Source organism: Halorussus salinisoli (assembly GCA_005239435.1).
Taxonomy (GTDB): Archaea; Halobacteriota; Halobacteria; order Halobacteriales; family Haladaptataceae; genus Halorussus; species Halorussus salinisoli.
This window is the reverse complement of the sequence record SZNP01000001.1, coordinates 828562-854424: the sequence shown is the minus strand read 5'-3', so window position 1 is coordinate 854424 and position 25863 is coordinate 828562. Positions and strand designations below refer to the sequence as shown.

Genomic DNA, 25863 nt, shown 5'->3' with positions numbered 1-25863 from the left:
GTCTCGAAGCTGTAGGACTATCCCGTGTTCTTCATCCCGGCCGCGATACCCTTGACCGTCAGTCGCAGGGTACGCTCTTCTTCGTCGGTCAGGTGCGATTGGGCGAGCAGTCGCGTCTGAAGCAGGTTCAGAGGGTCCACGTAGGGGTTGCGCCGGTCTAAGCTATCTTCGAGCCACTCCCGCCGGAGGAGACTGTCGCGCTCGGTGATGTCGGTCACGAGTTCGACCGCCCGGTCGTACTCGGACTCGATTCGGGGGAAGAACGCCTCCCGGCGGTCGGCGGGCGCGAGTTGGGCGTACTCGGCCGCGATTTCGAGGTCGGTCCGGGCCAGCGCGAGGGCGGCGTTGTCCAGGGTCGTCTGGAAGAACGGCCACTCGTCGTACATCTCTCGGAGCGTCTCCACGTCACCGCCGGAATCGAGATACGCGTCGAGTCCCTTCGCCAGCGAGTACCACCCCGGCAGGATACACCGGGCCTGCGTCCACGAGAACACCCACGGAATCGCTCGGAGGTCCTCGACCGTGCGCTCGCCCGAACGCGAGGCCGGGCGCGACCCCAGGTTCAGTTCCTCGATGACCTCGATGGGGGTCGCGTCCTCGAAGTACGAGACGAAGCCGTCGGTTTCGAGCAGGTCACGGTACGCCTCGCGCGCGGCGTTGGCGGCGGTCTCCATCGCCTCGGACCACTCGTCGGGTACGTCCTCGGTCGGTTCCCGGATGGACTCGTGGCGAGCCCGAATCTGGGCGTCGAGCATCTGCTCTAGATTCCGCTCGGCGATTCGGGGGTTGGCGTACTTCTCGGCGATGGCCTCGCCCTGCTCGGTGAACTTGACCTCGCCCGTGACCGTCTCGTTCGGGAGCGCGAGCAGGGCGTCGTTCATCGGGCCGCCGCCGCGCGAGATGGACCCGCCGCGACCGTGGAACAGGCGGAGTCGCACGTCGTGGTCGTCGCAGATCTCCGCGAGGCGCTTCTGGTTGCGGTAGAGGCTCCAGTTCGCCGCCAGAAAGCCGTTCTCCTTGTTGGAGTCCGAGTAGCCGAGCATGATCTCTTGGGTGCCTCCGCGGGCCTCGACTGCGGCCGAGTAAGCCTCGTTCTCGAACAGCGTACCCATGATTCGGCGCGCGCCCGAGAGCGCCGACTCGGTTTCGAGCAGGGGGACCACGTCGAGACCCGAGTAGCCCGGCAGGTCCACGATTCCGGCCTGGTCCGCGAGGAAGAGGACTTCGAGGACGTGACTCGGCTCCTCGGTCATGCTGATGCAGTAGGTGTCGATGGCCTCGACGCCGTACTCGACCTGCCAGTCGGCGGTCCGGGAAAAGAGCGTGAGGACTCGACTCGCGGTCTCGGAGAGGCCGTCGGTGTCCGTGACGTCGACGATTGGCTCGTCCTGTAGCACGGCCTCGGTCAGCACCTCGACGCGCTCGTCCTCGTCCATCTCGTCGTACTCGACGCCTTCGCGGGCCAGTGCCTCGACGACTGCTTCGGTGTGGTTCTGCTGGTGGTCGCGGAGGTCGAGGCTCGCCAGCGAGAGGCCGAAGGTGGCGACCCGCCGCCGGAACGGGGCGACCTTCGCCTCGGCGACGGTCTCCGCGCCGTTCGCCCGTAGACTCTCGGTGATGGCGTCTACGTCGGCCAGCAGTTCGTCGCTGTCTTCGTAGCCGCCCGGCCGTACGTCGTCCACTCGGTCGAGTCGCTCGCGCATCAGCTTCAGTTTCTGGCGGTACGGTTCGTCTGGATACCGCTCCTGGGCCTCCGCGGCGACTCCCGGCAGACGCTCGCGGTCGGACTCGATGCGCTCGCGGAGGTCGTCGCCGACCGCGATGCTCCGGTCGGCCTGGCTGAGAACCCCCGAGAGCCGCTTGCACTCCTCGCGGTAGCGCGCGACGACGACCTCGCGCTGGCGTTCGAGCGTCTCGGCGGTCACGTCGGGCGTGACGTAGGGGTTGCCGTCGCGGTCGCTCCCGGCCCACGACCGGAACTCGAAGAGTTTGGGAATCTCCATCGACCCGAACTCCTCGCCCAGTTCTCGCTCCAGTTCGTCGTACACCTCGCCCACCACCTCGAAGAGGGTGTTTTCGAGGTACCACTGGACGTTGAGCGCCTCGTCGGTGACTTCCGGCCTGCGCTGGCGAACCTGGGGCGTCTGCCAGAGACTCGTGACTTCGGCTTCGAGGTCGCGCTCGACGGTCTCCCGCTCGCGGTCGGTCAGTCGGCGCTCGTCCAGCGTTTCGAGGTCGTCGGCGACCGCCCGGAGTTTGGCCTTCACGGTCTTGCGGCGGGCCTCGGTCGGGTGGGCCGTGAAGGTGGGTTCGACTAACACGTCGTCCAGTACCTGCTGGACAGTTTCGGTATCCGCACCCGATTCGGCGAGGGCCTCGGCGGTCTCGGCCACGCTGTCGGCGAGAGTCCCGTGTTGCGACCCCTCTCGAATCGCCCGGACGCGCTCTCGCTCCTCGGCGAGGTTGATGAGTTCGAAGTAGGTGGCGAACGCGCGGGCAACGACCCCGGCACGCTCGGGCGGCAGGTCGGCGAGTTCGGCGCGCAGGGCGTCCCGGGTTTCGGCGTCGCCGCGCCGGTAGTCGATGGATTCGGTTCGGACCGACTCGACTACCTCGAACGCTTCCGCCGAGGATTGGGCTTCCAGCACGTCTCCGAGCAGTGCACCGAGTTCGCGCACGTCCCGGCGTACGTCTCTGGCGTGGAGTTGCATATCACACCCTACGTGTTGGCGAGGCTAAAACGTCCGGAATCCGTGAAAATTGCCACTCGTTACCGAGTTAATATGTTCAGAACCGTGCCCGACCGACGGTGTATCGCCCTATTATTAAAATTCATAACATTCGTGCGCGAATAGACGGAGACAAAGTGTTAAGTTCAAGTCGTGATGACGAGAACTTACGACAAATGCCAGTCTCCACGGGGAGTGACGTTTTGGACCGGATTCTCGACGGCGGATTTCCGGAGAACCGGTCGATACTGATTTCGGGCGGACCGGGAGTCGGAAAGAGTACGCTCGGCATGCAGTTTCTCCAAGACGGACTGGCGGACGGCGACCAGTGTCTGTACGTCTCGACCGAGCAGACGGCCGAGGAACTCCGGTCGTCGTTCGACCAGTTCGACTTCGACCTGGACCATCCGAATCTGACGTTGGTCCACGTCCACGCTCGGACCGGACGAACCATCGAAGAGGGAGAACAGAACCTGACGATGCAGACCACGGACGGTGACGAGGTCCTGGGCGAGGGGTACTCCGCTCCCTTCGAGATGCAGTACATCGAGGAGTATCTCTCCCGCTTCGCGCCGTGCGACCGGGTCGTCTTCGACAGCACGGCCAGCCTCGCGGGTATCCGAAGCGATTCGCACTTCTTCCAGCGCGCCATCCTCGACCTCGTTCGGTTGTTCACCGACGAGTTCGAAGCGACCTCACTGCTCACTGCCGAGTCGCTCGTGACCGACGCCGACGGGGACCAGGGCGGTCGACTCGCTCCCCGGACCGTCCTCGAGTTCTCGACCCACGGCGTCGTTCGACTCCGTCGGAGTCCGGTCGAGGGGAACTCCCGTCGCTTCCTCCGGGTCGTCAAGATGCGCGGCGTCGACCACGACACCCGCGAGTACGAACTCGGAATCGACGAGCAGGGCGTGTTCCTGACACCTCACAACCGGACCCACGACTTCGGCGTGAACGACGACGTAATCTCGACCGGGTTCGAGGGTCTCGACCAGATTAGCGGCGGTCTCACGAAGGGAAGCGGCGTCCTCTTCGAACACGACGGCCGGGCGTTCGTTGACGGACTGGTCGTCGGCATGGCCGCCAGCGCGCTCGACTCCGGCATGGGAATCTGGCTCGTTCCGTCACCGTCGCTCACGCCGGGTCGGTTCGAGTCGATGCTCCCGGCCGGCGAGGACGACATCCCGGCACTGCTGGAGTCGGACTCGCTCTTCGTCCTGGACTCGTTCAACGTCTGGAGCACCTACGCCGACCATCAGAACGTCTACACGGCGTCGTCCAGCGGACTGTTCAGTCGGCTGATGAGTATGAGCGCGACGATGTCGATGAAGTTCGTCAAGCGCGTCCTTCGGGACATCACGGACCGACGCGACCGGCCGGTCCTCGCGCTGGTGTACACCGAGGCGTTCCTCCGGTGGTTCGATGCACCGCAGGTTCGGGAACTCTACTACTGGGCGCGCGAGAACGTCTCGTTCGACGCCGACACCGTGACGTACATCCACAACCCCGAGACGATGGAGACGAATCTCGCGGAGTTCTTCGTCTACGACGCCCAGCACATGTTCCGGACGTGGAAACACGAGAACGACATCCAGTACATCGCGGCCGAGAAGTCCATCGCGGGAACCACCAAGTCGATGGGAGTCGTCAACCACGTCGAAACCGCGCCCTACGTGCAGGTCACGCGCCCGACCAAGTGAAGTTAGACCTTCCCCTTGCCCCAGATGAAGTACCGCAGGACCGTCTCCATCCCCTCGACGTACGATGAGGCGTCGACGGACGAGAGGTCCTCGGAGAGGCGTTGGAGTTCCTCGTAGTGGCTCTGCCACCGGTCGAAGAAGGCGGCGTCGACGTTCGCGTCTCGGAGTCGCTCGACCACCTCGTCCTGATACTCGGGGTCGTCTCGGAGTCGCTCCAACTCGTCGTAGGTGAGCAGTCCCTCTTCGAGCGCGTAGACGACCGGCCCGGAACTGAAATCGGTCTCGTGAATCTCGCGCTCCCAGGTCGCCACCCAGTTGCCGATGCGCGCCATCATCTGGGCCTGCCAGACCAGGCGCCGGAGTTGCGCCAGATCGTCGGTCGGGAGGGCCGGCGAGTACATCAGGTCGATGTCCGAGTAGGCGAACATCATGACGTTGTGCGACTCGTGGACCGTCAACTCCTGGTAGTTGCCGAGTTCGGGGTAGCGCCCGAGTAGGTAGGAGTACTCTATCGCGTTGACCGCCTGCTCGGTGTCGAATCGAAAGAGCGGGAAGTAGAACTCCGACCGCGGCGCACCGTCCAGAACGTTCCGGAGTTCGTCCCAGACGCGCCGAGCGAACCGCAACTGCTCGGTCTGGACTTCCGCTCGCTCCGCGTTCATCTCGTAGGCCGAGCAGGGAATCTTGGCGGCCTCGTCGAACGTCTCCTTGTCGCGGTCCTTCTCCAGGAAATCGTCGAGAATCGTGATAAAAACCGTGGCGAGCGTCTTGGCCGTCCGAACGTCGGTGACGTGTTCGTCGGGAACGAACGAGAACGTGAAGTGAGGCGTCAGCCGATGAACCCACTTCCAGAGAAACGAGTCGCGGCTTCCCGCGAAGGTGTCGTACTCGTCTATCAGCGCCTGAACTTCGGGCGGCAGTTCGTGGCCCGAAATGTTCTCGACTTCGGCAGAGCCGTCCGACGAGGTTACTGCCTCGACGAGTTCCGTCACGTCCGCTCCCATTGTTTCCACTGTCAGACATTCAGCGCCGATATTTATACCTTGGTGTTTGCTGAAATCGAACTCTAAGCTTCGAACTGAAGACAACGTACAGCGGGTTGTGACGATAACGAGACCCGAGTCGAACCACGGCGAGACCGAAATCCGACGGCGGCGAAATCGGAGGCCGACGGCGACGAGACCCGGGTCGCGGTCGGACGCCGAACGCTCGGTTCCAGCAGGAATTAGTTGCCGACGCTCCTACGTCGGAGTATGAGCGACGTTACGCTCGTCTACGACGACGATTGCGGTTTCTGTACGTGGTGGGCCGACTTCTTCGAAACGCGGTCGGAGTTCCGGGTCGTCGGCTTCGCGGAACTCACCGACGTGGAGCGCGACCGACTCCCCGACGACTACGAGGACTGTTCGCACCTGCTCGCGGACGGCGAGGTGTACTCCTGTGGCGAGTCGCTCGAACAGGCGTTCGTCCGGTCGGACGTCGGCGACGGTGCGCGTCCGGTGGTCCGATTCCTCCGGAACTTCGAGGACTACGAACGCTTCCGAGAGCGCGTCTATCGGGAGATCGCCGACCACCGGGGCCTGCTCGGCAACGTCGTCTCGAAAACGCCGCCGGCCAGACGGAAGTCGGAACGCGGTGAGTAGGTTCGGCGATGGATTCGGAACGAGACGTTGGCGACGAAGAACGCGAGAAGGTAGCGGCGGCACGTCGAGACGGCGATGCGCCTCGAACCGGTTGAAACTCGTTAGCTGTATTCGCGCCACCGATGGCCGCACTCCTGACACTTGAAGAAGCGCGTCGGCGGTTCGTCCGCAGAGCCGGTTTGCTTGATAGTGTACCACGCCTTGCCGTGGCCGCACTCGTCGCAGATTACGTCCTCGGCGGTCGGCTTCCCCTCGAAGTTGGCGTCCTCCGAGGTCTCGATGACCTCGGAGTCGCCCTGTTCCTCGGTACTCACGAACTCGGCGGCCTTCTCCTCGTCTTTGTCGGTAGTGCCCTGACAGTCGTCGTTCGAGCAGACCATCTTCGACCCCATGGACTTCATCATGGAGCCGCATTCGTCGCAGAATTGCATGAGTGGGTCTAACGGACGGTTCCTGATAAGCGCCACGTTCAGCACGCTCGGCACGAGCGAAGCGAGCGCAGATCGTGCCGGCGCACGTCGGACCACGGGTCCCCACCGAGTCCCGACGTCGTCGGAGCACACGAATATATTCGTTTCCTAAAGACAACGAAACACACGGTAGAGAAACGTTTTCGATTCCATACCTCGCGAAAAGCGACCCGGCGGGCCGTCGGAGGCCGGCCACGCCGACGACCCCGGCGAGTCGTCCGGCACGCTCCGGGAAGACATTTGTCGCTGGCGCTCCCCGCTCCTGCATGACGATGCTGGAGCGATACGCGCGTCGGTACCTCGAAGACGGTCCCAACCTCGCGTGGTTGCTGGCCGTGAACGTGTTGGCGATGCTCGTCGGCGTGCAGTTCTACGTCGAGACGCTTCCCGAGGTTCCGGTCTACCTCTGGCCGTTCTACGCCGACTCGCCCGCCGCGCTGTTTCTGGTGACGCTGTCGCTGGTCACGCTCCTGCCGAACCTCGGTCGGTCGCTCGACGACGCGCCCACAAATCGGGCACTAGCGTATCTCCACACGCTGGCGTTCGCGTGGCTGGTCAAGTACGGCGTCTGGACGTTCGTCTCGCTCAACCTCGGCTTCTCGGCCTACTTCGGTCCGCCGTGGAACCCCGACGCCTTCTGGTCGTACTGGTTCATCGTCGTCACCCACCTCGGGTTCGTCGCCGAGGCGTACGTCCTCCCGTACTTCGGCGCGACGACCCGCGGAGCGCTGGCGACGACGCTCGTCGCGCTCCTCGCCAACGACGCCATCGACTACCTCTTCGGTCTCCACCCGCCGCTCCGGTACGAACCCGGCCTGCTTCTGCCCGCGGCGACCGTCGCGCTCTCCGTGACGGCAGTGGCGGCCGCGGCCAGCGTGTTCGACCGACTTTCGGTCGCCGACGGAAGCACGTAAAGTGATTCTAACACGATTTTAAACTCTAAGAATCGCTCTCCGTCCCCGAATTGCAACCGTGAACAGAACGAACGAATGTCTCACTTTTTAAGTCAGGGCGCTAAAGGACCAACCGATGACCCTCTACCGAGTCGTTCTGTTGGCGCTGTTCGTCGTCGGAGGTGGGCTGACCGCCGCCGCCGTTCCGGCGGGCGCAACGACCGACGCTGGCGTCGATGCCACCCCAGACGTGGCCACCCCCGGCACGGCCGACGCGGCCGAACCGGGCGTCGTCCTCGCAGACGTCCGGCAGGCATCTACCGCGAACAACAGCACCGACAACGCGTCGCTGGGCGCGGACATCTCGTCGTTCATGCAGTCGAGCACCGCCGAGGTCGGCGGTGCTGTCGAGACCGGCATGTGGAACGCGTCGTTCAACAGCACTGAGAACCAGTCGAGGCGAGTCCAACTGGTCGAGCGTCGAACCGACGAACTCCGCACCGAACTCGACGACCTCCGGGAGCGCAAGGCCGAACTCGTCGCCGAACGGGAGGAAGGCAACGTCAGCGAAACCGCGTACAAAGCGAAGGTTAGCCGCCTCCTCGGACAGATCAACGCTCTCGAATCGGCCATCGGCGCGACCACGAAGCGCGCGGAGAAGGTGAACGCCGACACCCAGGCTCTGGGCGAGCTCCGGACCGAGACGGAGAACCTGACCGGTCCCGAGATCTCCGCGGTCGCGCGCAGCGTCACCGGCATAGAGGCCGGAAACGGCGTCGGGAACGGAGAGCGCGGCCCGCCCGGCGGCGTCGGAAACGGGAACGACGCGGCGGGCGCGAGCAACGGAACGACCGGCCCGTCGAACGGCGTCGGCAACGGCACCTCGGACGCGAGCACCCCCGGCGGGCCGCCCAGCGACGTGGGGGACTCACAGCTAGCCGACAACGGGACCGACGGAACGACGGGCGAGATTCCGAACGCCACCACCACGACTCCGCCCGTGACCGTCGACAACCCGTCCCCGACCGCCTTCTCGGACGTGGCGACGACCGGACTCTTCGGACCGGTGGAGACCGCGCTCGGCACGCGCACCGCCGCGTTCGCTCGCTCGCCCTTCGCACCTCGCTAACTCGCCCTTCGCACGCCGATTTCCGCGTAAACGGGCGGCTACCGGGACGCGCGAACGCGATACTGAAAGACACGCTTTTGAGCGCGCGATTCCTAACCTCCGGTAGCGAATGGACTCCGCCGAGTTACTCGACATCCTCGGGAACGAGAACCGAAGACGCATCCTCCGCCTACTCGCGCGCCGGCCCTGCTACGTCACCGAGATTAGCGAGTACCTCGGCGTCAGCCCCAAAGCCGTCATCGACCACCTCCGGAAGCTGGAGGACGCCGGTCTCGTCGAGAGTCGGACCGACGACCAGCGTCGGAAGTACTTCAGCATCTCCCGCAACCTCCGACTGGAGGTGAGCGTCTCGCCCTACGAGTTCGGAATGAAGAGCGCCTACCCCGCGAGCGCGAGCCTCGACGCGAGTCGATGGCGCTACCTCTCGCTCAACGTCCAGTTCGACGCGACCGACGCCGAAGCCGACGAGAGCGAACCGGAGGAAGACGCCGGAGAGGGCCGAGAGGACTCCGACGTCGGCGGGAAGGACGCGGTCGAGACGACGACCGACCTCGCGGCGGAACTCGACGAACTCCAGCAACTCCAGCGCGAGCTATCGCTGGCACAGCGGTGGGTTCACGGCCGTATCGCGGACGTACAGGACCGACTCGGCGAGGCCCTGAACGGCGACGAGGAGAGTCGCCTCCACACCGAAGTGCTGGCGGCCGTCGCGGGCGGCGCGACCACCGTCGAGGAGGTGAGTCGGACCGTCGAGGCCCCCGGCCACGTCGTGGAGTCGTCGCTGGCGGAACTGGCCGACCGCGGACTCGTGGAGCGCGACGAGAACGAGGAGTGGACGCTGGCGGGCGAGTGAGGAGCGATGGTTAGATGTCGGTGGTCAGGCCGTCTCGGAGGTCGCCGCCGAAGTAGGCTCCGAGCGCGCCAGCCAACAGGCCGGTCCCCGCGCCGAACGCCGCGAGCGGGACGCCGAAACCGCTGGCGACCGTCAGCGTGAGGTGGCTGAGAAGGGTCGCCAGTCCGGCCGCGACCGCGCCCGCGGCGGCCGATTCGAGGATGGTCGAACGCTCGACAGCGAGACCGAGGACGAACGCGCCAGCGAACGCGCCGACGAGTCCCGCGAGACTGTCGAGGAAGGGAAGCGGGATGAAGGCGTTCCCGGCGACCATCCCGCCGCCGAGCAGGACGAGCGCGTAGAAGAACACGCGCGGCGAGAACACGCTGGTCGTGCGATGCTGGAGGCGCTCGACGAACGACGACGAGGACCGCGATTGTTCCTCCGTGGCGTCGTCTTGGAGGGTCTCGGTGAGGTCGTCCGCGAGCGAGTCGCGGGTGCGCTGGTCGGAGCGCTGGGGCATGGTGGAGTTGTCGTCGGCTGAGGTTATGGGTCTTTCCCGTGACCCATCGCTATCTACTGGTGGCCGTGGTGACCGCCGTGCGGGCCGTGATGCTCGTCGTTAGGTCCAGCAGGCCCGCCGTGCGGGCCACCAGCGCCATCGTGATGATGGCCAGCGCTCTCGTCGTGGTGCGGGTGGTCACCCCAGTAGTCGCCGTGCTGGTGGTCACCCCAGTCGTTGTGCCACCCCAAGTGATCGCCGACGTGTCCGACAGTCGAGACGGGGTCTTCGGCGATGTCGGTCGGGTGAGCGCCTGCCGTCGCGGTCAGTGCGAGGCCGAGAATGGTCACGCTGACGAGACCGACTAGGACCGCTTTTCGTTTCGTGTTCATGAGTTGGCCCTCCTAGATGAGTGTAGGGGAGTTTCTGGCATAACCGGGTGAGACGATTCCCGCCAGGTGGGAACCCGGCGCGAGTCGGGCAAACTCCCCACGCGCCGAAGAGATGGTTTCAAGTCCGGCGCGCCGGTACTCCGAGGTATGAATCCCGGCGACCGCGTCCGCGTCCAGCGGACCGACCAGACCTACGAGGGCGTACTGCTCCCCTCATCGACGAGCCAGAACCTCGTCGTCAAGCTAGAGGGCGGCTACAACGTCGGTATCGACCGCGAGGAAGCCGACGTGGACGTGCTCGAAAGCGACGTGTACGACATCGTGGAGGGCGACACCGACGACGAGTCGGCGGTGGAGTTCGACCCCGACCTGCCGACCATCTCGCTCATCTCGACCGGCGGGACCATCGCCTCCACGGTGGACTACCGGACCGGGGCCGTGACCGCCCAGTTCGACGCCGAGGATGTGCTTCGGGCGGTGCCGGACCTCGCGGGCCGAGCCAACTACCGGGGTCGCGTGGTGGCCAACATCCTCTCGGAGAACATGACTCCCGACGTGTGGCGGGACCTCGCCGAGGCCGTCCACGAGGAAATCGAGAAGGGAGCGGACGGCGTGGTCGTGATGCACGGCACCGACACGATGCAGTTCACCGCGTCGGCGCTCTCCTTTATGCTCGACACGCCGGTCCCCGTCGTCTTCACGGGGAGCCAGCGGTCGGCCGACCGACCCTCCTCGGACAACGTGATGAACGCGGTCTGCTCGGTCGAGGCCGCCAAGTCCGACGCCGCGGAGGTCATGGTCTGCATGCACGCCTCCGAGAGCGACGACGTGTGCGCCCTGCATCGCGGGACGCGCGTTCGGAAGAATCACACCTCGCGCCGGGACGCCTTCGAGACGGTGGGTCGCAAGCCCCTCGGCGAAGTCGAGTACGGCGGCGGCGAGACCGAAATTTCGTTCCGGCGCGACTACGCCGAGCGCGGCGAGACCGAGTTGGACATCGCACCGGACCTCGAATCCGAGGTGGAACTACTGAAGTTCACGCCCGGCATGGACGAGTCGGCGCTCGACGTGGCCGAGGGCAAGGCGGGTCTCGTCCTCGAAGGCACCGGACTTGGTCACGTCCACTCCGACTGGACCGACCGCATCGCCGACCTCGTTGACGCGGGCACCACGGTCGTCATGACCAGCCAGTGCATCGAAGGCCGGGTCTGCGACCGGGTGTACGACACCGGCCGGGACCTGCTCGAAGCGGGCGTCGTGGAGGGCGAGGACATGCTCCCCGGCACCGCGAAGGTCAAACTGATGTGGGCGCTGGCGAACAGCGACGACCCCGAGGCGACCGTCCAGACGCCCATCGCTGGCGAGATAACCGACCGGTCGGTTCCGTGGGAGTGAGGTCCAGTGAGTAGTACGCACGCGAGCGTGGAAGTCCGGGCGGCCCGCCACGACGACTACGAGGAGATCGCGGCGTTCACCCGGAACACGTGGCCCGACCGCGACGGCGGCGACTACATCCCCGACGTCTACCATGACTGGATAGACGGCGAGGACAGGCGCACCGCGGTCGCCGTGGTCGAGGGCGACGTGGCGGGTCTCGCCCAGACCGTCCTGCTCTCGGAGTGGGAGGCGTGGAACCAGGGCCTGCGCGTGAACCCCGAGTTCCGCGGGAGCGGCGTCAGCGTCGCCGTCACCGAAGACCTCTTCGAGTGGGCCCGCGAGCAGGGCGCGACCGTCGCCCGGAACATGGTGTTCTCGTGGAACGTGGCGGGTCTCGGCCAGTCGCGGGCCACGGGCTACGACCCCGTGACCGAGTTCCGGTGGGCGCATCCCGACCCCGACCCCGACTCCGACCCGGACCCGAACGCCGACGCTTCGTCGGCGTCCGGGACGGAAATCACCGCGAATCCAGACGCCGCGTGGCGGTTCTGGACCGACAGCGAGGCCCGGGACCGACTCCGGGGACTCGCGCTCGACCCCGAGGAGTCGTGGGCGCTCTCCCAACTCACCCACGAGGACCTCCGCGACGCGGCCGACGACGGCGGCCTGTTCGTGGTCCAGAACGACGGGACGCGCGGGTTCGCCCACCGCGTCCGCGAGTACGAGCGCCCGGCCCCGGACGCCGACGACGGCGACCCCGAGACCGAGCAGTGGGTCGAGTACGGCGTCGGGGCGTGGACCGACGCCGAGAGTGCCCAAGTGCTGTTCGACGCCATCGCCCGCGACGCCGCCGACCGCGGGGCCGATCACACCCGAGTGCTGATTCCCGAGACCCCGCGACACGTCAGCGACGTCGCGCTCTCCCGGGTCGAAGTCTCCGACGAACCCGACTTCGTACTGGGTGCCGACCTGACGGCGTGATCGGCGGTCCGGACGGTCGGTCGCTGGCACTGTTATCGCCGTTCGTTTCGTCGTCTCGCCCGCTTCGTCGCTGAGGAGTCAGTCGTCGGCGCGCTGTTCGTCGGCCTGCTGGGCCTCTTCGCGCTGGTCGTCCGTGCGCTCGTCGGCGGTTCGTTCGTCGTCTTCCGTGGGGATGTTCGGGTCGGACACCTCGATGTCGTCCTCCTCCCAGTCGAAGTTGTCCAACTCACCGCCGTGCTGGAGGACGAACGGGCCGGAGGCGAGCGTTCGGAGCGTCACCGTCATCGCACGGAGGACGTACGCGGTGAGGGTCAGGTACGGAACGAGCGCGATGGTGTACGCCACGCTGACGAACACCATCAGCGGGGTCAGTGCGAAAAACGACACCTCCGGGAAGAGATTGGTGTCGAGCGCGAGCAGGACGTAGGAGGTGAAGACGATGGCCGGCAGCGAGACGTAGAGAAGCCGACTCGACAGACGGGCGAACTCGCGCTTGTAGTACAGCGACTTGAAGTACTCCCGACCGGTCGCGAACACCTTCAGCGTCTCCACGATGTCGTCTATCGCCGCCTGCTCGTCGTCGTCCAGATTGTGTCCGTACTTGCGCTTGAACCGGCGGGCGACGTGGAGTTGCCACGAGTAGTCGTAGTTCAGGCCCGCGAGCAGAACCCTGAACGTGCCGAATCGGGCGTCGGTCAGCGTCTCGCCCGCGCGCTCGGCCTCGTCGGTGATGTTGTCCGAGAAGGTCTCGGCCTCCTCGCGGAACTCGTCGTCGTCGCTGTTGGCGGCGATGTCGGCGAGCGCCGACGACTGCTGGTCGATTATCTTGAGAATCGCCCGGAGGAACTCCGCCGGACGTGCCGGACTCACGTCGCCCTCGATGAACTCCTCTATCCGGCCGCGGTACTGAATCGAGGCGTCGATGCGCTCGCGCTGGTGTTCGATGTCGGTGATCTCCTCGGAGAGGACGATGGAGTTGATGGAGACGACGACCGAGACCAGCAGAATCATCCCGCTCAGTAGCGTGTTGAACAGCGTCTGAATCGTGTTCGTGTCCTTGAGGAGTGCGTACACGTCGACCGGTCGGACGAACGACAGCGTCAGCAGGACGACGAGGACTCCGAGCAACAGGACTGCGGTCACGTGCGCTCGCTTGCCCCGCAGGAGAAACCAGTGGTTCACCCGCTCCGGAAGCGACGACGGTGCACCGCGGTCGCCGGGTATCAACGTGTCGAGCGAGCGGTGGCTAGGTACCAACTCGTCGATGGCGTCGTTTTCGGAGTCCCCGGTCCCCATCTCCGTTACGAGTAACGGACCCCACCGTTAAGACCTTCTGGCTGGTCCGACCCGCGAAAGGACCACCTAACGGAGTTTTAGACCGTCCTTATACCGCCGCTGTCACTCGCTGGCGTCACTCACCGCCATCACCCGCCGCTGACCGGTGGGAACAGCGCGAGTTCGTCGTCCGAGTCGAGTTCGGTGTCGAGTCCGTCTTCGGTGTGGACGTTCGTCCCGTTCCGCAGGACGTTGATGTGGTCGCGCAGGTCGCCGCCCTCGTCGTAGATGCGGTCTTCGAGGTCCGGGTGTTCGGCGACGAGCGCGGCGAGCGCCGCGCCGACGGTCTCGCCGGAGTCGGTCTCGACTTCGACCTCTTTTCCGCCCGCGATCTCGGCGAGGTCCGCGAACAACTTCCACTGCATGTCCGGGGTTTGGGGGTCGTCCGACTTTGTTCCATCGCTCTCTATCGTCGCCTATGTCCATCGTCTACGAAATCGAAATCGGTGAAATCGGAATCTACTACGTCAGAGTCTGCTACATCGGAATCTACTACATCGAAGTGACGGTGGTCTCGAAAGCCCGCGAGCGCGCGGCCCCTTTCAGTCCCACCCGATTGTCTGTTGCACCGAGTGCGGGCCTCACGCCTCCCCAGCCTCGGCGGTCGCGGATGCGGCCGCCGTCCCTCGCGCGGTTGGCGCGGCCACTTCGGGCCGCGCCAGCACGCGCCGCGCGTGGATTGCCGAGGAGGTGAAGAGACACCTCGAATCACCGTTAGAAAACGTATATCTGTGTTAGAGATATATGAAATTGTCTTTAGGACACGTATTTAGTTGCTCAAGTCCCGCTGTGAGACCACCGTCGTATCGTCGTCAGCGGTCGCGCTCGCCTCGCCCGCCGCGGTCTCGATGCGCCTGAGCAGGTCCGGTCGGCCGACCACGTAGACGGTATCCTCGGGAGCGAGGAGGCGGTCGTCCGGCGGAATCGTCTCCACGCCCGACTCGTCGCGGACCGCGACCACCGTCGCGTCGATACTCCCGACCGGCGCACCGACCAGCGGACTGTCGGCGGCGAGTGTGACCGCGCCGACCGTCTCGTCGGCCGCCCGGAGTTGCGCGGAGAACTCCCGGTCGGCGCGGGGTTCGGTCGGGAGCGTCACGAGTCGGTACTCGGTCTCGGGGTCGAGACGGGCGGCGTCGGCGGCGTCGAGCGCGAGCGTCGCCACGTCGCCGACCGCCGCCCGGAGTTCGGCCGTGGCGACCCGCTCCGAGTCGGGACCGTCCGACCACACCTGGACGAAGTCGCCCGCGCTGGCCCCGAAAGCCGGGTCCGCCCGGACCGCGACGGCGACGGTCCCCGGCGCGAGCGTCGGGCCGAGTCCCGCCGTGCGACCTCCGGCCGCGAGGTACTCGACCGTCCCGTCGTCGGCGAGTTCCACGTCTACGTGTCCGACCTCGTAGTCGTCCCGGAGGCGCGCGACGAGGCGTTCGCGGAGTTCGGCGACCGTCAGCCCTCGCGGGAATCGGAGCGTCTCGCCCGCCAGCGACTCCGTGGTCTCGGCGTCGAGGGGTTCGTAGCCGTCGATTCCCTCGATATCCTCGGGGAGTTCGACCGCGACGAATCGGCCGACCGACCCGACGAAGCGACTCACGTCGGCGTCGGAGCCGACGACGCCCGCGAGGAACCGAGCGCCCGACCGCGCGCCGACCGCGGCCGCGGCCGCACCGAAGACGAACGCCGCGACGTTGACCAGCGCGGTCTCGGGCGGTGGGATGGCCTGCCCGTCGTTGAGGAACTGCCGGAGCGCCGTGGTGGTGTTCAGCCACGCGCCGACGGCCCCGAGACCGACCAGCACGGCGAGTCCTTCGGGCATCTCTTCGCGGGCGTACGTCCGGTAGGCCAGACCCGCGACGGTGGCCGCACCGCCGGCGAGTAGCGTGAGACCGACCACGCGACCGAGTGCCACCACGGGGCGTTCGAGCGCCGCGAGGACGCTCATCGGTCCACCTCCGCGCCGCGCGGACCGCGAGCGACCGCCGCGAAGTCGTCGAGCGCCTCGCGCGACCCGACGACGTAGAGGTCGTCGCCCGCCGCGAGTCCGGTTCCGCCGCGCGGCGAGACCGTCCACGCGCCGCCGCGCCGGACCGCCAGCACCGCGACGGCGTACTGCTCGCGCAGTCCCGCCTCGCCGAGAATCGTGCCGTCGAGCGGGCTACCCGCCGTCAGTTCGACGCGCTGGATTCGCTTACCGTCTCGCCGGAGGAGCGAGAGCAGTTCGAACTCCCGGCGGATGCCCCGGGCGCGGACTCGGACTGCGGCCGCCGCCGCCGCGAGCAGGGTCTCGGCGTCCCGCCGCGCCACGGCGACCGTCACCCGGCCGTCCCCGCCTGTAGCCTGCGTAGCGGTCCCGCTCGTGGTCGCGGTCCGGCCCTCCATCTCGGGCGACCCCTCGGCGGGTTCGTCGTCGGGGGGAGACGGGCCGCTCGTCGGAGGACCCGCCGGGGTCGAACCGGTCGAATCGGACCGGGCGCTCAGGACGGTTCCCGTCACCTCACCCTCGGGCGTCGAGACCGTCACCTCGTCCTTGCGAGCGAGGCCGGTCGGAACCATTGCGTCCACCGAGACCGCTCGCTGGCCCTGTGGGACGCGCCGCGAGAGCGCGCCGGCGGGCGGGGCCGCGCTGACGGTCGCCCGGCCGCGCGAGTCGATGCTCGCCGTCGCCTCCGCGAGGTCGTGGTCGGTCCGAAGTCGCTCTTCGAGGCGGAGTTCTAGTTCCGACAGCGGGAGGTCGGCGGGGAACGTCCACTCGTCGCTCCGGATGGACGCCCGGAGGTCCTCGGAGAGCGACGGATACCCCTCGACGTCGCCGACTTCGCCCGTCACGCGCACTCGAACCTGGCCGAACCGACCGACGCGCTCTACGGCGTCGGCCGACAGGCCGCGCTCGCGGAGACCACTGAGCGTGAGTCGCCGCGGGAACTCCGCTCCCATCCGGTCGCCCTGCGCGTGGGCGTAGAGGGTCGCCATCATCACGACCAGCGCCGACACCAGTGCCGTGGGCGACGTGACGAACTGGGGGTCGAGCAGGCCGAGCAGGCCGCCTTGAATCCCGGCGAGGGCGACTCCGAAGACGAGGACACCGAACCCCGGAATCGTGACGCCGGTGAAGTACTTGAACGTGAACCCGAGCGTCCACGCCACCAGTGCGGGAACGACCGCGGTGAGTACGCCGACGTAGAGACCCAGGAGGAGTTCCACGAGGAGGTCCGGACCGAGAGCCATACGTAGTCCGGGAGACACACGACTCCTAAAGAACTATCGACGCACTTCGAGGGGGAGTACCGGCACGCTCCGAGAGAACTACCGACCGTTTATTGGCGAAGACGCTAACAGATAGGGGTATGGAGGCGAATTCGTGGCAAAAGCGGGTCGGCGTCCGACTCACAGTGACGCTGACGTTCGCGGTGGCGGTCCTCTCGATAGCCACGGGCGTCTCCAGCATCGGCTTCACCGCGGCGTCGACTCAGAACCTCTTCGGCGGTCGGATCCCCGAGTGGGTACAGGAAACCGCCGGGTTCACCGGGACGCTGACCGGATTTCTGATGTTGACCAGCGCAATCTGGATGCGCCGGAGACTCCGGATCGCGTGGTACTCGACGGTGTTCCTGCTCCCGCTGACCGCGGCGCAGGGGTTGGTCCAGTCGAGTCCCTACTCCCTCCCGCTGGTCGTGGTCTCGCTGGCGTCCCTGCCGGTGGTACTCCGGGTCCGGTCCAGATTCGACCGTGAGGTGGACCTCACGGCATCGCAACTGGCGGCGGTCGCCGCGCTCGCGGGCGTACAGGTGTACGGCACAGTGGGCACGTACGCGCTGGACGACCACTTCCAGAACGTCGAAACGCCACTGGACGCCTTCTACTACACGTTGGTCACGGCCAGCACCGTGGGGTACGGCGACCTCACGCCTACGACACAGACCGGCCGGTTGTTCAGTCTGTCTGTGGTCGTCCTGGGCACCGCGAGTTTCGCCGTCGCGCTGGCCTCCCTGCTCGGCCCGGCCATCGAAGCACGCCTCGCCTCAGCACTCGGAAGAATGACAGAATCACAACTCGAACTCCTCGAAGATCACGTTATCGTCCTCGGCTACGGCGACCTGACCGAACCCATCATCACCGAACTCGGCGAACGCTCCGAGTTCGTGGTCGTCACGCCGCAGTCAGAACACGCGACGGAACTCAGCGACAGGGGGTTCAAAGTCCTGAAGGCCGACCCGAGCGACGAGGAACCCCTGCGACGGGTCGGCATCGAAGAGGCCCGCGCCGTCGTCGCCGCCACGAACAACGACGCCGAGGACGCGCTGGCGGTCCTGACCGCCCGACAGTTGAATCCGGACGTACGCATCGTCGCGGCCGCGACCGACCGCGAGAACGTGGATAAACTCCGTCGGGCGGGCGCGGATTCGGTAATCAGCCCCGCGACTATCGGTGGCCACCTGCTGGTGCGCTCGGCGCTCGGCAGCGACGAGATGGAGAGCGTCGCCGACCGACTCGCGGGCGAATCCTCGAAGACCGAGTGACTGGGGATTCCGTTTCAGCCCCGGTGAACGATTGCCACGTCACACTCCAGATCGTGTAGGCGCTCGAACGTCGGCGGCGAGACGAACCGCGAGGCGGCCGACCGGTCGGTACTCGCGCCCACGATAGTGAGGTCGTAGTAGGTGTCGTTGGCGCTCAGGAACGACTCGATGGACGACCGCGAGACTCGCGTCTCGAACGACCCCTCGAACGTCTCCACGAGGTCGGCCAGCGTCGTCTCGGCCGACCGGCGCTCGTTCTCGCGGTCGATGCAGGTACAGACGCTGATGGTCCCGGCGAGTCCGGTCAGGCGCTGTGCGAAGTCTATCATCGCGTGGGCCGTGTCGCCCGGTCGTCGAACCGGGACCAGGACTCGCTTCCAGCGGTCGTGAGGTTCGCCCGCCGACCGGAACGCGATGGCGTCGATGTCGCTCCGAAACAGGCCGCGGACGAACCCCGACAGACTGCCGCGTTCCTCCTCGTAGGGCGCGACCACGAGGTCGCAGTTCGTCTCGCGGGCCGTCTTCAGGACCGTCCGGGCGGGACTGTCGCCGTCGCCGACCACGACCACCTGACAGGGGACGCCCACCTTGGTCTCGATGCGGTTGGCCTCGGTCTCCAGTCGCTTGGCCGACTCGTCGGCGACCTGCACCTCCTCGGTCTCGACGCCTTCGGACTCGGCCGCCGTCGCGTCCACCAGTTCGGTCTCGGACCGCTCGGTCGGGACCTGCATGGTGCGCTCGGCCGCTTCGATGGCCTCCTCGTCCACTACGTCGAGCAGGACGACCTTTCCGGCGTCGTGGGCCGCCGCGAGGCGCGCGCCGAACATCGCCGCGGTCCGACTCTTTTCGCCTCGCATCGGGACGAGTACGTGGTCGTCGCCCTTCGTGGACTGGTAGAGGAGTCGCGACCGGCGCTCGTAGAACTGCTCGCGCCAGACGTGGAACGCCGCGGCGACGATGGTGCTGGCGACGAAGACCGAGACGACGAACTGGAGGAAGAACTCGTCGAAGCCGACGGGATTGGTGAAGACGGGTGCGATGAGCGCCAGCAGTGCGGTCGAGAACGCCGAGGGTTCCTCGAAGTCGAGCGCCCACGTCACCCCGCCGGTGAGGAAGATGGCCAGTGCGGCCTCGGCGGGCGAAACTACCAATTCGTTCGCGGCAATCGGGTCGTGAAGCGAGGTGTGGACGCCGACCCAGATGGCGACGGTCCCGCAGAGCGCCCCGGCCGTGAGTCCACCGACGAACTTCGTCGGCGAGGCGTACTTGCCCTCCGGTTCCGCGAAGAGGGTGAACGTGCCCGACGCCAGCGGCGGGAAGAGGACGAACGGCAGCACGTCCACGGAGTTCGAAACCGCAGTCACGGCCGCGATGAGCAACGGGACGAACAGCAGGACCGAGAGGTGGATGAGATTCGTGGTGTGTTCTATCCACCGGCGGAACTCCCGAACTTCGCGTCGCTCGAATCGGCGCACGCGCCGGAGAACCGCGTGGTAGCGCGAGCGCAGGCCGTCCAACATTACCGACACGTCGGCCGCCGCGACTCAAATATCTGTTCGCTCGGGGATTCGTAGCGAGCGAGGAGAAAGAAGAGACGACTACTCCGCGAGTTCGACCACGGCGTCGAGCGTGATGCGAATCGCGCGCTCGACGTTGTTCTTGGCCTTCTCGGGGAGTTCGTCCGCTTCGGTCTCGCCCTTCTGGGTGCCCTCCACGAGGTTGCCGTCCACGGTACAGATGGCTCCCGCGCGCATGTCGCGGCGGCGGGTCAGCGAGAAGACGGCGGCGGCCTCCATCTCGACCGAGAGGATGTTGGCTTCCTCCCACTCCTCGACGTACTCGTCGGTCTCGGCGTAGAAGGCGTCGTCGCTGGCGATGGGACCCACGTGAACGTCCTCGTCGTTCGCCTCGGCGGAATCGACGAGCGCCGAGAGGACGCCGTAGTCCGGCACCGCGGGGTACTCGACCGACTCGTATCGCTTGCTGGTGCCCTCGTTCTTCGCCGCGCCGGTGGCGACCACCATGTCGCCGATTTCGATGCCCGACTGGAGCGCGCCGGTCGTCCCCACGCGGATGACCGTCTCGACGCCGACTGCGTGGAGTTCCTCGACCGCGATAGCCGCGGAGGGACAGCCGATACCGGTCGAGCAGATGGTGAGGTCGGTCCCCTCGTACTCGGCGTTGACGACCTTGTACTCGCGGTTCTCGGCGACGACCTCGGAGGAATCACAGAGGTTCGCGATGCGGTCCACTCGGCCGGGGTCGCCGGGGATGAGCGCGATGTCGTTCAGGTCGCCCTCTTCGACGAGGAGATGGGGTTGTTTCGCCATGCGCGTTGGTTCTCGGGAGAGGGAGAAAAAGCGTGAGGGTTCGCGTCGAGACCGACGTTCAGGCGTAGCGTTCGCGGGCGTCCCACTCGGTCCGAATGAGTTCGCCGATGCCGTGTTCCATCACGGCCTCGCCGAGTGAGGTAGCGACGTAGTAGGAGTAGAGGCCGTCGGCCCCGCGCTCCTTCTCTAGCCGATTGCTCACGACGCCAACGTCTACGAGTTTGTCGAGGTGGTAGTGGAGTTTGTTCGAGGGAGTGTCGAGGGCGTCCGAGAGTTCGGTCGCGCTCATCTCGCCCTCCCGCAGGAGTTCCGCGACGATTCGGTAGCGGGTCTCCTCGCTGACTGCTCGTTGCATCGCGAGGTAATCTTCGAGTTCGAGGATGCTCTCCTCGGGGAGCTTCGGGGGGTCGTAGCGTTCAGCTTTTGCCATAGTTCCTGCCTCCTGTCGGAGTTGGTTCGAGACGGCTGTTCCCGATTAGTGTCACTGAGTGTTACTAAGCGTCGTCCGCACTTAATGCTTCTTGACTCAACCTCTGTTGATATAGCCGCCATTTATAAGTAGTAGTGATGCATCGCTCGCAAACGAATGCGAGACCGCCTCCTCGACACCCTCGACTCCACCTCCTACAGGCGTTTTCTCGTCTACGTCATGGGGCCGTACAAGTCCCACGTTACCGAAAACGAGGAGATGTACGACTTCCTCGAAACGGTCCGTGACGACCTCCGGCGCGAGGGGTTCAACGCTTTCCTCGCCACCGACCCGGACATTCCGCTGGACGAGATGGACGCTGGAACCCAGACCCTCGAGTTCGCCCGAGCGAGCAACGTCGTGCTGTTCGTCGTGCCTCACGACGGGAAGAACCTCGGCGTCGGTATCGAAGTCGGCGCAGTCCTCGAAGACGTGACCGACCGCCAGCGCGAGCGCATCCTGTTCGTCCACGAAGAGAGTATGCGAAGTGCGATGATAGGTTCGATCGGCGACCGCTGGAACGTAGACCGTCGCACGTTCACCGACGAGGACGAACTGCTCGAAGAGACCAAACGGTTCATCGCGGACGTAGTTCGGAAGGAAGACCTCGGCGAACTTCCCTTCCCGCCCGGCGAAGGAGACGACTTCTAGAACTGCCCGTCCAGGAACGCTTCCGCTTCGCCGAACGTCGGTGCGGTCCGCGCGCCCTCCTCCATGGCCGCGAGCGCGCCGCACGCGTTGGCGAACTCCAGCGCGCGTTCGTAGTCGGCGTTCGCTCCGAGGACGCCACGGTCGCGCAACAGCACCGCGAGGAACCCCGCGGCGAAGGCGTCGCCCGCGCCCGTGGTGTCTACGACCTCGGCGTCGAAGCCCGGATGGTCGAACGAGGCCTCGGGCGTGTCCACCTGCGCACCGTCCTCGCCGTGCTTGATGACGACGACGCGACCGTGGAGTTCCGACGAGGGGTGTTCGAGGTCGCTGTCCAGCAGGGTCCGGGCCTCGCGGTCGTTGAGGAACACCACGTCCGAGTAGGCCAGCGCCTCGCCGAAGTCGCGCTCGTCGAGGCGTCGGCCGGGGTCGAAACTCACGCTCACGCCCGCCTGGGTGGCGACGCGGGCCAGTTTCGCGGCGGTGTCGGGGCGCTGGCTGGTCAGGTGGAGGTGGTCGCCGGCGGTGACGTACTCGGGGTCCACGTCGGCGGGCGTGACGGCCTCGTTCGCGCCCTCGTTGCCGAGGACCATCACCTCGCCCTGCTCGTCTACGATGAGGTACTTCGTCGTGGTCTCGCTGTCGGCGGCTTCCAGCAGGTGCGAGCAGTCCACGCCCGCGGCCTGCAACTCCCGGCGGGCGAACTCGCCGGTCTCGTCGTCGCCGACGCTCCCGACCAGTCCGGCGTCGAACGCCATGCCAGCCAGCGCGACCGCGACGTTGGCGGCGCTTCCACCGCCGGACCGGCACTGGGAGTCGATGCGGGCCTCGCCGTCGGGGTTCGGGAGGGCGTCCACGCGGAGGGTCACGTCCCAGTTGACGTGGCCGGCGGTGACTACTTCGACCATAGCTGGCGGCCGTGGCGGCGATTTGCGTGCGACATACCGCCACGGTATGCACCCGGCGGTCAAAATACTGGTGGGTGCCGAGAGAATCGGAACGAGGGTCTAGGAGAGACGGGTGACTCTTCGAGTCGCCGGGAAGGAGTAGTTTCGCGGAGCGACAGAGAATCCGGGTTCGCGAAACAGTGAGTCGCCGACTCAGCCGGTCACGACGAACAGGAGCAGGTTGTGCGCGCCCGGACCCAAGCCGACCGCGGCGACAGCGCCGAGCAGGAGGAAGCCCTCTCGCGGGTCCTCCCGAACGAAGTCGGCGAACAGGATTACCACGGCCTCCGCGATAACGAGTTTCACGAGGACGAACAGCCACCCGACGCCGAACGTCTCGGCGGTCGGAAGCGAGGCCGCCACGTCGAGGACGGCCCGCGAGACCGGGGTTCGCTCGCCGAACCCGAGCAGGTCCACGCCCACGGCGGTCGAAACCGCGTCGAGCGAGTGGCCGAACAGCGCCAGCGCGCCCGTCGCGCCCGTCGCCGCGGTCACGCTCGGATGCGTCCATCTGGTCGCGGCCCAGAGCGCCCCGGCGAGCAGGAACGCGAGTACGAGACCGACCAGCGGCCAGAAGAGCCGAAGCCCGGTCTCGGAACCTCGAGCGATTGCGTAAGCGACGACCGCGCTCGCGGCCAACACCCCGACCACGACCACCGGGCGCTCGGGGTCGGCGGCGGTACGAATTCCGGCCAGCCAGACGAGTCCGGCAACGACGAAGGTGGACAGGTAGACCGAGGGCGTGCCGAGTAGCGGCGCGACCGCTTCGGGCACCCATTCGAGGACGAACAGCGCGTGGAGGCTCGACCCGACGACGACCCACGGCGTGAGCGCGAGGACGATCCGGTCGGAGACGTGCGGGTCCGACCGGGCGAGCGCCCCGGCGACCAGCGCCACCGCCGCGAGCAGGACGACCAGATACGGCAGTGGCGGGAGCGCAAATCCCTCTGGAAGTACCATGCCCGATACGGTGGAGCGCGGGGCCGAAAGGCTTGCGGTCGGCGGGCGAGACCGACTCAGACTCCCGCTTCGGTGACCGACACCGCGTAGTGCGTGGCGTCGCTCGGCACGTCCAGGTCCATCTCTATTCGCTCCTCGACGCCCGCGGGAAGGTCGAACGCGGGACCGCGGACCGACTCCACCTCGTCGCCGTCCTCGTCGTAGAGCGCGACGAGCGGCACTACTTCGGCGTCGTCGCCGGTGTTGGCAACCGTGACGGTCAGCGTCACCTCGCCGACCGGGAGCAGGCCGTCGGCGTCCGGTTCCTCGTGCTGGCGGACGCCCGAGTCCACGACGACGAAGTCCTCGTCGGTCTGCTGACGGGACTCCCGGTAGATGTGGATGCGGTTGCGCGCCGACTGAATCGCACGGGACGCCTCTTCGTCGTCGAGGAGTTCCTCGACTCGGAGCAGTTCGTTGTCTATCTCGTCTACGACGCCCTCCCGATCGGCGCGGTCGCGGTCGGCGAAGGCGTCGAGGCGGTCGTACACCGTCTCGAAGTCCTCCTCTACGTCCTCGCTGGTCGCTTCTCGGGCACGTCGTAGGTCGTCTCGGATGTCGATAATCGGTGGTATCGAAGCCACAGTCTCTCCCTGCCGTTCGTTGTGGACGCGCCGGGAAGTGCTCTCCGGCCGTCACGGAGTGACCGGCCGGAACTCCCGAGCGAGCGCGTCGTGGGGCCTCAGCCAATTTTAATTGTCTTTAAGAAATATTTTCTGTCTGTTACGAAACCTCTCTACGTCTCAAAACGTCAGAAATAACCGCTGATCGGAGACAGCGGACTCGTTCGACTCTGTTCGGTCATCGGGTCTCGGCTTCGGCAGCAGGCGCACGGCGTCTGGTCTCGCGGGACCGGTACGCGTTGTACCCCGCGAGGACGGCGACCAATGCGCCACTGACCACGTCGCTCCAGAACGCGGCTTCGAGGACCGTCTCGAACACGAACGGCGCGATGACCATCCAGAGACCGAGCAGGGCGACCAACGACGCACCACTGGTGTTGATGCCCTCCGGGTCGTCGGCCCTGAAGGCGTTGTACCCCGCGATGATTCCGATCGCGGCACCGACGATGATGTCGTTCCAGAAGTTGGCCGCGGGTGGCGAATAGATGAACGCCGAGATCACTATCCACCCCCCGATTAGCGCGGTCGCTGCCGAGATGTACCCACTCGTGTCGTTTCGGTTCGCTGTCGTCGTTTCACTCATGGTTTCTCCCCCCGTAATTCGTTGGTCGTTGAACAGGATAAGTCGAACGGCTATCTCTCCGACACGCTCCGGGGTAAATCCTATCGTAGCAATCGGTTTACGACCGAGCTATCGCCGTCCACGCGGGCTACGACGTCTATCAGGGGACCGGGCGCCAACTCCGACCGCCGAGGACGAGACCCGGTAGACGGTCCGGACTTCTCCCGGAGCCATTCAGACACCGTTTCGGCAGAAACCCGCGGCGCAAGCCCGCAGTTCGACCGCCGAGGTACCGGTTCGTCGGGGAAGGTCCGGACAGCGCGGCGGAACCGACGCGGAAACCGGTCGGGAAGATAGCGACGAGTGGTGCGGGTCCGCCTCACGCGCCCGAAGTAACAGCGAAACTCGACTTCCGGTACCGTCCGGTCGACGCCTTGGAGGCCGTCGGGAAACCGTGGCGAGCGATAGCCGGAACGAGTCGGTGGCCGGCGGCCCGAACTGCCGTCGCCGCGGCGGTCGCCCGACTGCGTTTCGGCGCGCGGCGAACCGCCGCGGCGGAGGGTCGTGCGGTTCCGGTCGGACCTATCGAGAGGAGGTAAACCTCTGCCAGCTATATGAAATCCTCTTCTGGCGTGACGCCGGGTCGGCGAGCGGAACGTACCGCCTCGGCGCAGCGCGGTCGTCGTTCGACGACGGAGAGTCCGGAGTCTGGTCGGTCGATTCGGGTCGTGGTCGCGTCCGCGCGGACAGGTGAGAAAGAGGAACTAGCGAGTTCGTCCGCGCCTGTG

General features: G+C 66.3%; 27 protein-coding genes. 11 read left to right on the top strand and 16 right to left on the bottom strand.

Features of this window, described 5'->3' with window-relative positions; translation table 11 throughout:
- Positions 1–17 precede the first annotated feature (17 nt).
- A complete protein-coding gene (gene ppc / locus E2484_RS08630; RefSeq protein ID WP_137284795.1) occupies positions 18–2711 on the bottom strand; it encodes a phosphoenolpyruvate carboxylase in 2694 nt (897 codons plus the stop codon).
- Positions 2712–2905: 194 nt separating this feature from the next.
- Here ppc and E2484_RS08625 point away from each other — a divergent pair, with 194 nt between their 5' ends.
- Positions 2906–4429, top strand: a complete 1524-nt coding sequence (locus E2484_RS08625) for an RAD55 family ATPase (protein WP_137284794.1) — start codon at positions 2906–2908, stop codon at positions 4427–4429.
- 2 nt (positions 4430–4431) lie between these two features.
- On the opposite strand, the gene E2484_RS08620 is transcribed toward E2484_RS08625, so the two are convergent.
- Positions 4432–5433, bottom strand: coding sequence for a terpene synthase family protein (locus tag E2484_RS08620; protein ID WP_137284793.1), 1002 nt, complete (start codon positions 5431–5433; stop codon positions 4432–4434).
- 249 nt (positions 5434–5682) lie between these two features.
- Here E2484_RS08620 and E2484_RS08615 point away from each other — a divergent pair, with 249 nt between their 5' ends.
- The gene (locus tag E2484_RS08615; protein ID WP_137284792.1) at positions 5683–6072 is read left to right on the top strand and encodes a DCC1-like thiol-disulfide oxidoreductase family protein; all 390 of its coding nucleotides are present in this window, start codon (positions 5683–5685) and stop codon (positions 6070–6072) included.
- A 101-nt stretch (positions 6073–6173) separates the two neighbouring features.
- On the opposite strand, the gene E2484_RS08610 is transcribed toward E2484_RS08615, so the two are convergent.
- Positions 6174–6503 carry a transcription factor S gene (locus E2484_RS08610; protein WP_137284791.1) on the bottom strand — a complete coding sequence of 110 codons (330 nt, stop codon included), beginning with the start codon at positions 6501–6503 and terminating at the stop codon, positions 6174–6176.
- Between the two features lie 305 nt (positions 6504–6808).
- On the opposite strand from E2484_RS08610, the gene E2484_RS08605 reads away from it, so the two are divergent.
- The 3 genes from E2484_RS08605 to E2484_RS08595 all read left to right on the top strand — a co-directional run bounded on the left by E2484_RS08605 (position 6809) and on the right by E2484_RS08595 (position 9417).
- Positions 6809–7456, top strand: a complete 648-nt coding sequence (locus E2484_RS08605) for a DUF1405 domain-containing protein (RefSeq protein WP_137284790.1) — start codon at positions 6809–6811, stop codon at positions 7454–7456.
- Between the two features lie 115 nt (positions 7457–7571).
- Positions 7572–8564, top strand: coding sequence for a DUF7096 domain-containing protein (locus E2484_RS08600; protein WP_137284789.1), 993 nt, complete (start codon positions 7572–7574; stop codon positions 8562–8564).
- Positions 8565–8673: 109 nt separating this feature from the next.
- The gene (locus E2484_RS08595) at positions 8674–9417 is read left to right on the top strand and encodes an ArsR/SmtB family transcription factor (RefSeq protein ID WP_137284788.1); all 744 of its coding nucleotides are present in this window, start codon (positions 8674–8676) and stop codon (positions 9415–9417) included.
- A gap of 10 nt (positions 9418–9427) precedes the next feature.
- Here the strand turns inward: E2484_RS08595 and E2484_RS08590 are convergent, their stop codons facing one another.
- Both E2484_RS08590 and E2484_RS08585 read right to left on the bottom strand, forming a co-directional pair.
- Positions 9428–9919, bottom strand: coding sequence for a hypothetical protein (locus E2484_RS08590; RefSeq protein WP_137284787.1), 492 nt, complete (start codon positions 9917–9919; stop codon positions 9428–9430).
- A gap of 53 nt (positions 9920–9972) precedes the next feature.
- Entirely contained in the window at positions 9973–10290 is a 318-nt protein-coding gene (locus tag E2484_RS08585; RefSeq protein WP_137284786.1) for a hypothetical protein, read from the bottom strand.
- Positions 10291–10437: 147 nt separating this feature from the next.
- Here E2484_RS08585 and gatD point away from each other — a divergent pair, with 147 nt between their 5' ends.
- A complete protein-coding gene (gene gatD, locus E2484_RS08580) occupies positions 10438–11685 on the top strand; it encodes a Glu-tRNA(Gln) amidotransferase subunit GatD (protein ID WP_137284785.1) in 1248 nt (415 codons plus the stop codon).
- Positions 11686–11691: 6 nt separating this feature from the next.
- The gene (locus E2484_RS08575; protein WP_137284784.1) at positions 11692–12648 is read left to right on the top strand and encodes a GNAT family N-acetyltransferase; all 957 of its coding nucleotides are present in this window, start codon (positions 11692–11694) and stop codon (positions 12646–12648) included.
- 78 nt (positions 12649–12726) lie between these two features.
- Here E2484_RS08575 and E2484_RS08570 read toward each other — a convergent pair whose 3' ends face one another.
- Complete coding sequence (locus E2484_RS08570; protein WP_137284783.1) at positions 12727–13944, bottom strand: hypothetical protein; 1218 nt, start codon at positions 13942–13944, stop codon at positions 12727–12729.
- Positions 13945–14072: 128 nt separating this feature from the next.
- Positions 14073–14348, bottom strand: coding sequence for a ubiquitin-like small modifier protein 1 (locus tag E2484_RS08565; protein ID WP_137284782.1), 276 nt, complete (start codon positions 14346–14348; stop codon positions 14073–14075).
- Between the two features lie 53 nt (positions 14349–14401).
- On the opposite strand from E2484_RS08565, the gene E2484_RS08560 reads away from it, so the two are divergent.
- A complete protein-coding gene (locus E2484_RS08560) occupies positions 14402–14677 on the top strand; it encodes a hypothetical protein (RefSeq protein ID WP_137284781.1) in 276 nt (91 codons plus the stop codon).
- A 75-nt stretch (positions 14678–14752) separates the two neighbouring features.
- Here E2484_RS08560 and E2484_RS08555 read toward each other — a convergent pair whose 3' ends face one another.
- Both E2484_RS08555 and E2484_RS08550 read right to left on the bottom strand, forming a co-directional pair.
- Positions 14753–15922: a TrkA C-terminal domain-containing protein gene (locus E2484_RS08555; RefSeq protein WP_137284780.1), complete on the bottom strand. Its 1170-nt coding sequence runs from the start codon at positions 15920–15922 to the stop codon at positions 14753–14755.
- Positions 15919–17205, bottom strand: a complete 1287-nt coding sequence (locus E2484_RS08550; RefSeq protein ID WP_137284779.1) for a potassium channel family protein — start codon at positions 17203–17205, stop codon at positions 15919–15921. The genes E2484_RS08555 and E2484_RS08550 overlap by 4 nt, the downstream gene beginning before the upstream one ends.
- A 119-nt stretch (positions 17206–17324) precedes the next feature.
- Between E2484_RS08550 and E2484_RS08545 the strand changes: the two genes are divergently transcribed.
- Positions 17325–18497 carry an NAD-binding protein gene (locus E2484_RS08545; protein WP_137284778.1) on the top strand — a complete coding sequence of 391 codons (1173 nt, stop codon included), beginning with the start codon at positions 17325–17327 and terminating at the stop codon, positions 18495–18497.
- 14 nt (positions 18498–18511) lie between these two features.
- On the opposite strand, the gene E2484_RS08540 is transcribed toward E2484_RS08545, so the two are convergent.
- The 3 genes from E2484_RS08540 to E2484_RS08530 form a co-directional block, all read right to left on the bottom strand.
- On the bottom strand, positions 18512–20017 hold the full coding sequence (locus E2484_RS08540) for a universal stress protein (RefSeq protein WP_137284777.1): 1506 nt from the start codon (positions 20015–20017) through the stop codon (positions 18512–18514).
- Positions 20018–20095: 78 nt separating this feature from the next.
- Complete coding sequence (locus E2484_RS08535; RefSeq protein WP_137284776.1) at positions 20096–20827, bottom strand: nucleoside phosphorylase; 732 nt, start codon at positions 20825–20827, stop codon at positions 20096–20098.
- 58 nt (positions 20828–20885) lie between these two features.
- Positions 20886–21257, bottom strand: a complete 372-nt coding sequence (locus E2484_RS08530; protein ID WP_137284775.1) for a winged helix-turn-helix domain-containing protein — start codon at positions 21255–21257, stop codon at positions 20886–20888.
- 156 nt (positions 21258–21413) lie between these two features.
- On the opposite strand from E2484_RS08530, the gene E2484_RS08525 reads away from it, so the two are divergent.
- Entirely contained in the window at positions 21414–21947 is a 534-nt protein-coding gene (locus E2484_RS08525) for a DUF7509 family protein (protein WP_137284774.1), read from the top strand.
- Here the strand turns inward: E2484_RS08525 and E2484_RS08520 are convergent.
- From E2484_RS08520 to E2484_RS08505, 4 genes are all read right to left on the bottom strand, one after another.
- On the bottom strand, positions 21944–22852 hold the full coding sequence (locus E2484_RS08520; RefSeq protein WP_137284773.1) for a carbohydrate kinase family protein: 909 nt from the start codon (positions 22850–22852) through the stop codon (positions 21944–21946). The genes E2484_RS08525 and E2484_RS08520 overlap by 4 nt on opposite strands.
- 192 nt (positions 22853–23044) lie before the next feature.
- Positions 23045–23851: a DUF63 family protein gene (locus E2484_RS08515; RefSeq protein WP_137284772.1), complete on the bottom strand. Its 807-nt coding sequence runs from the start codon at positions 23849–23851 to the stop codon at positions 23045–23047.
- 56 nt (positions 23852–23907) lie between these two features.
- A complete protein-coding gene (locus tag E2484_RS08510) occupies positions 23908–24474 on the bottom strand; it encodes a DUF7553 family protein (protein ID WP_137284771.1) in 567 nt (188 codons plus the stop codon).
- A gap of 217 nt (positions 24475–24691) precedes the next feature.
- A complete protein-coding gene (locus tag E2484_RS08505) occupies positions 24692–25096 on the bottom strand; it encodes an SPW repeat protein (protein ID WP_137284770.1) in 405 nt (134 codons plus the stop codon).
- A gap of 433 nt (positions 25097–25529) precedes the next feature.
- On the opposite strand from E2484_RS08505, the gene E2484_RS08500 reads away from it, so the two are divergent.
- Complete coding sequence (locus tag E2484_RS08500) at positions 25530–25829, top strand: hypothetical protein (RefSeq protein WP_137284769.1); 300 nt, start codon at positions 25530–25532, stop codon at positions 25827–25829.
- Positions 25830–25863: the final 34 nt, after the last annotated feature.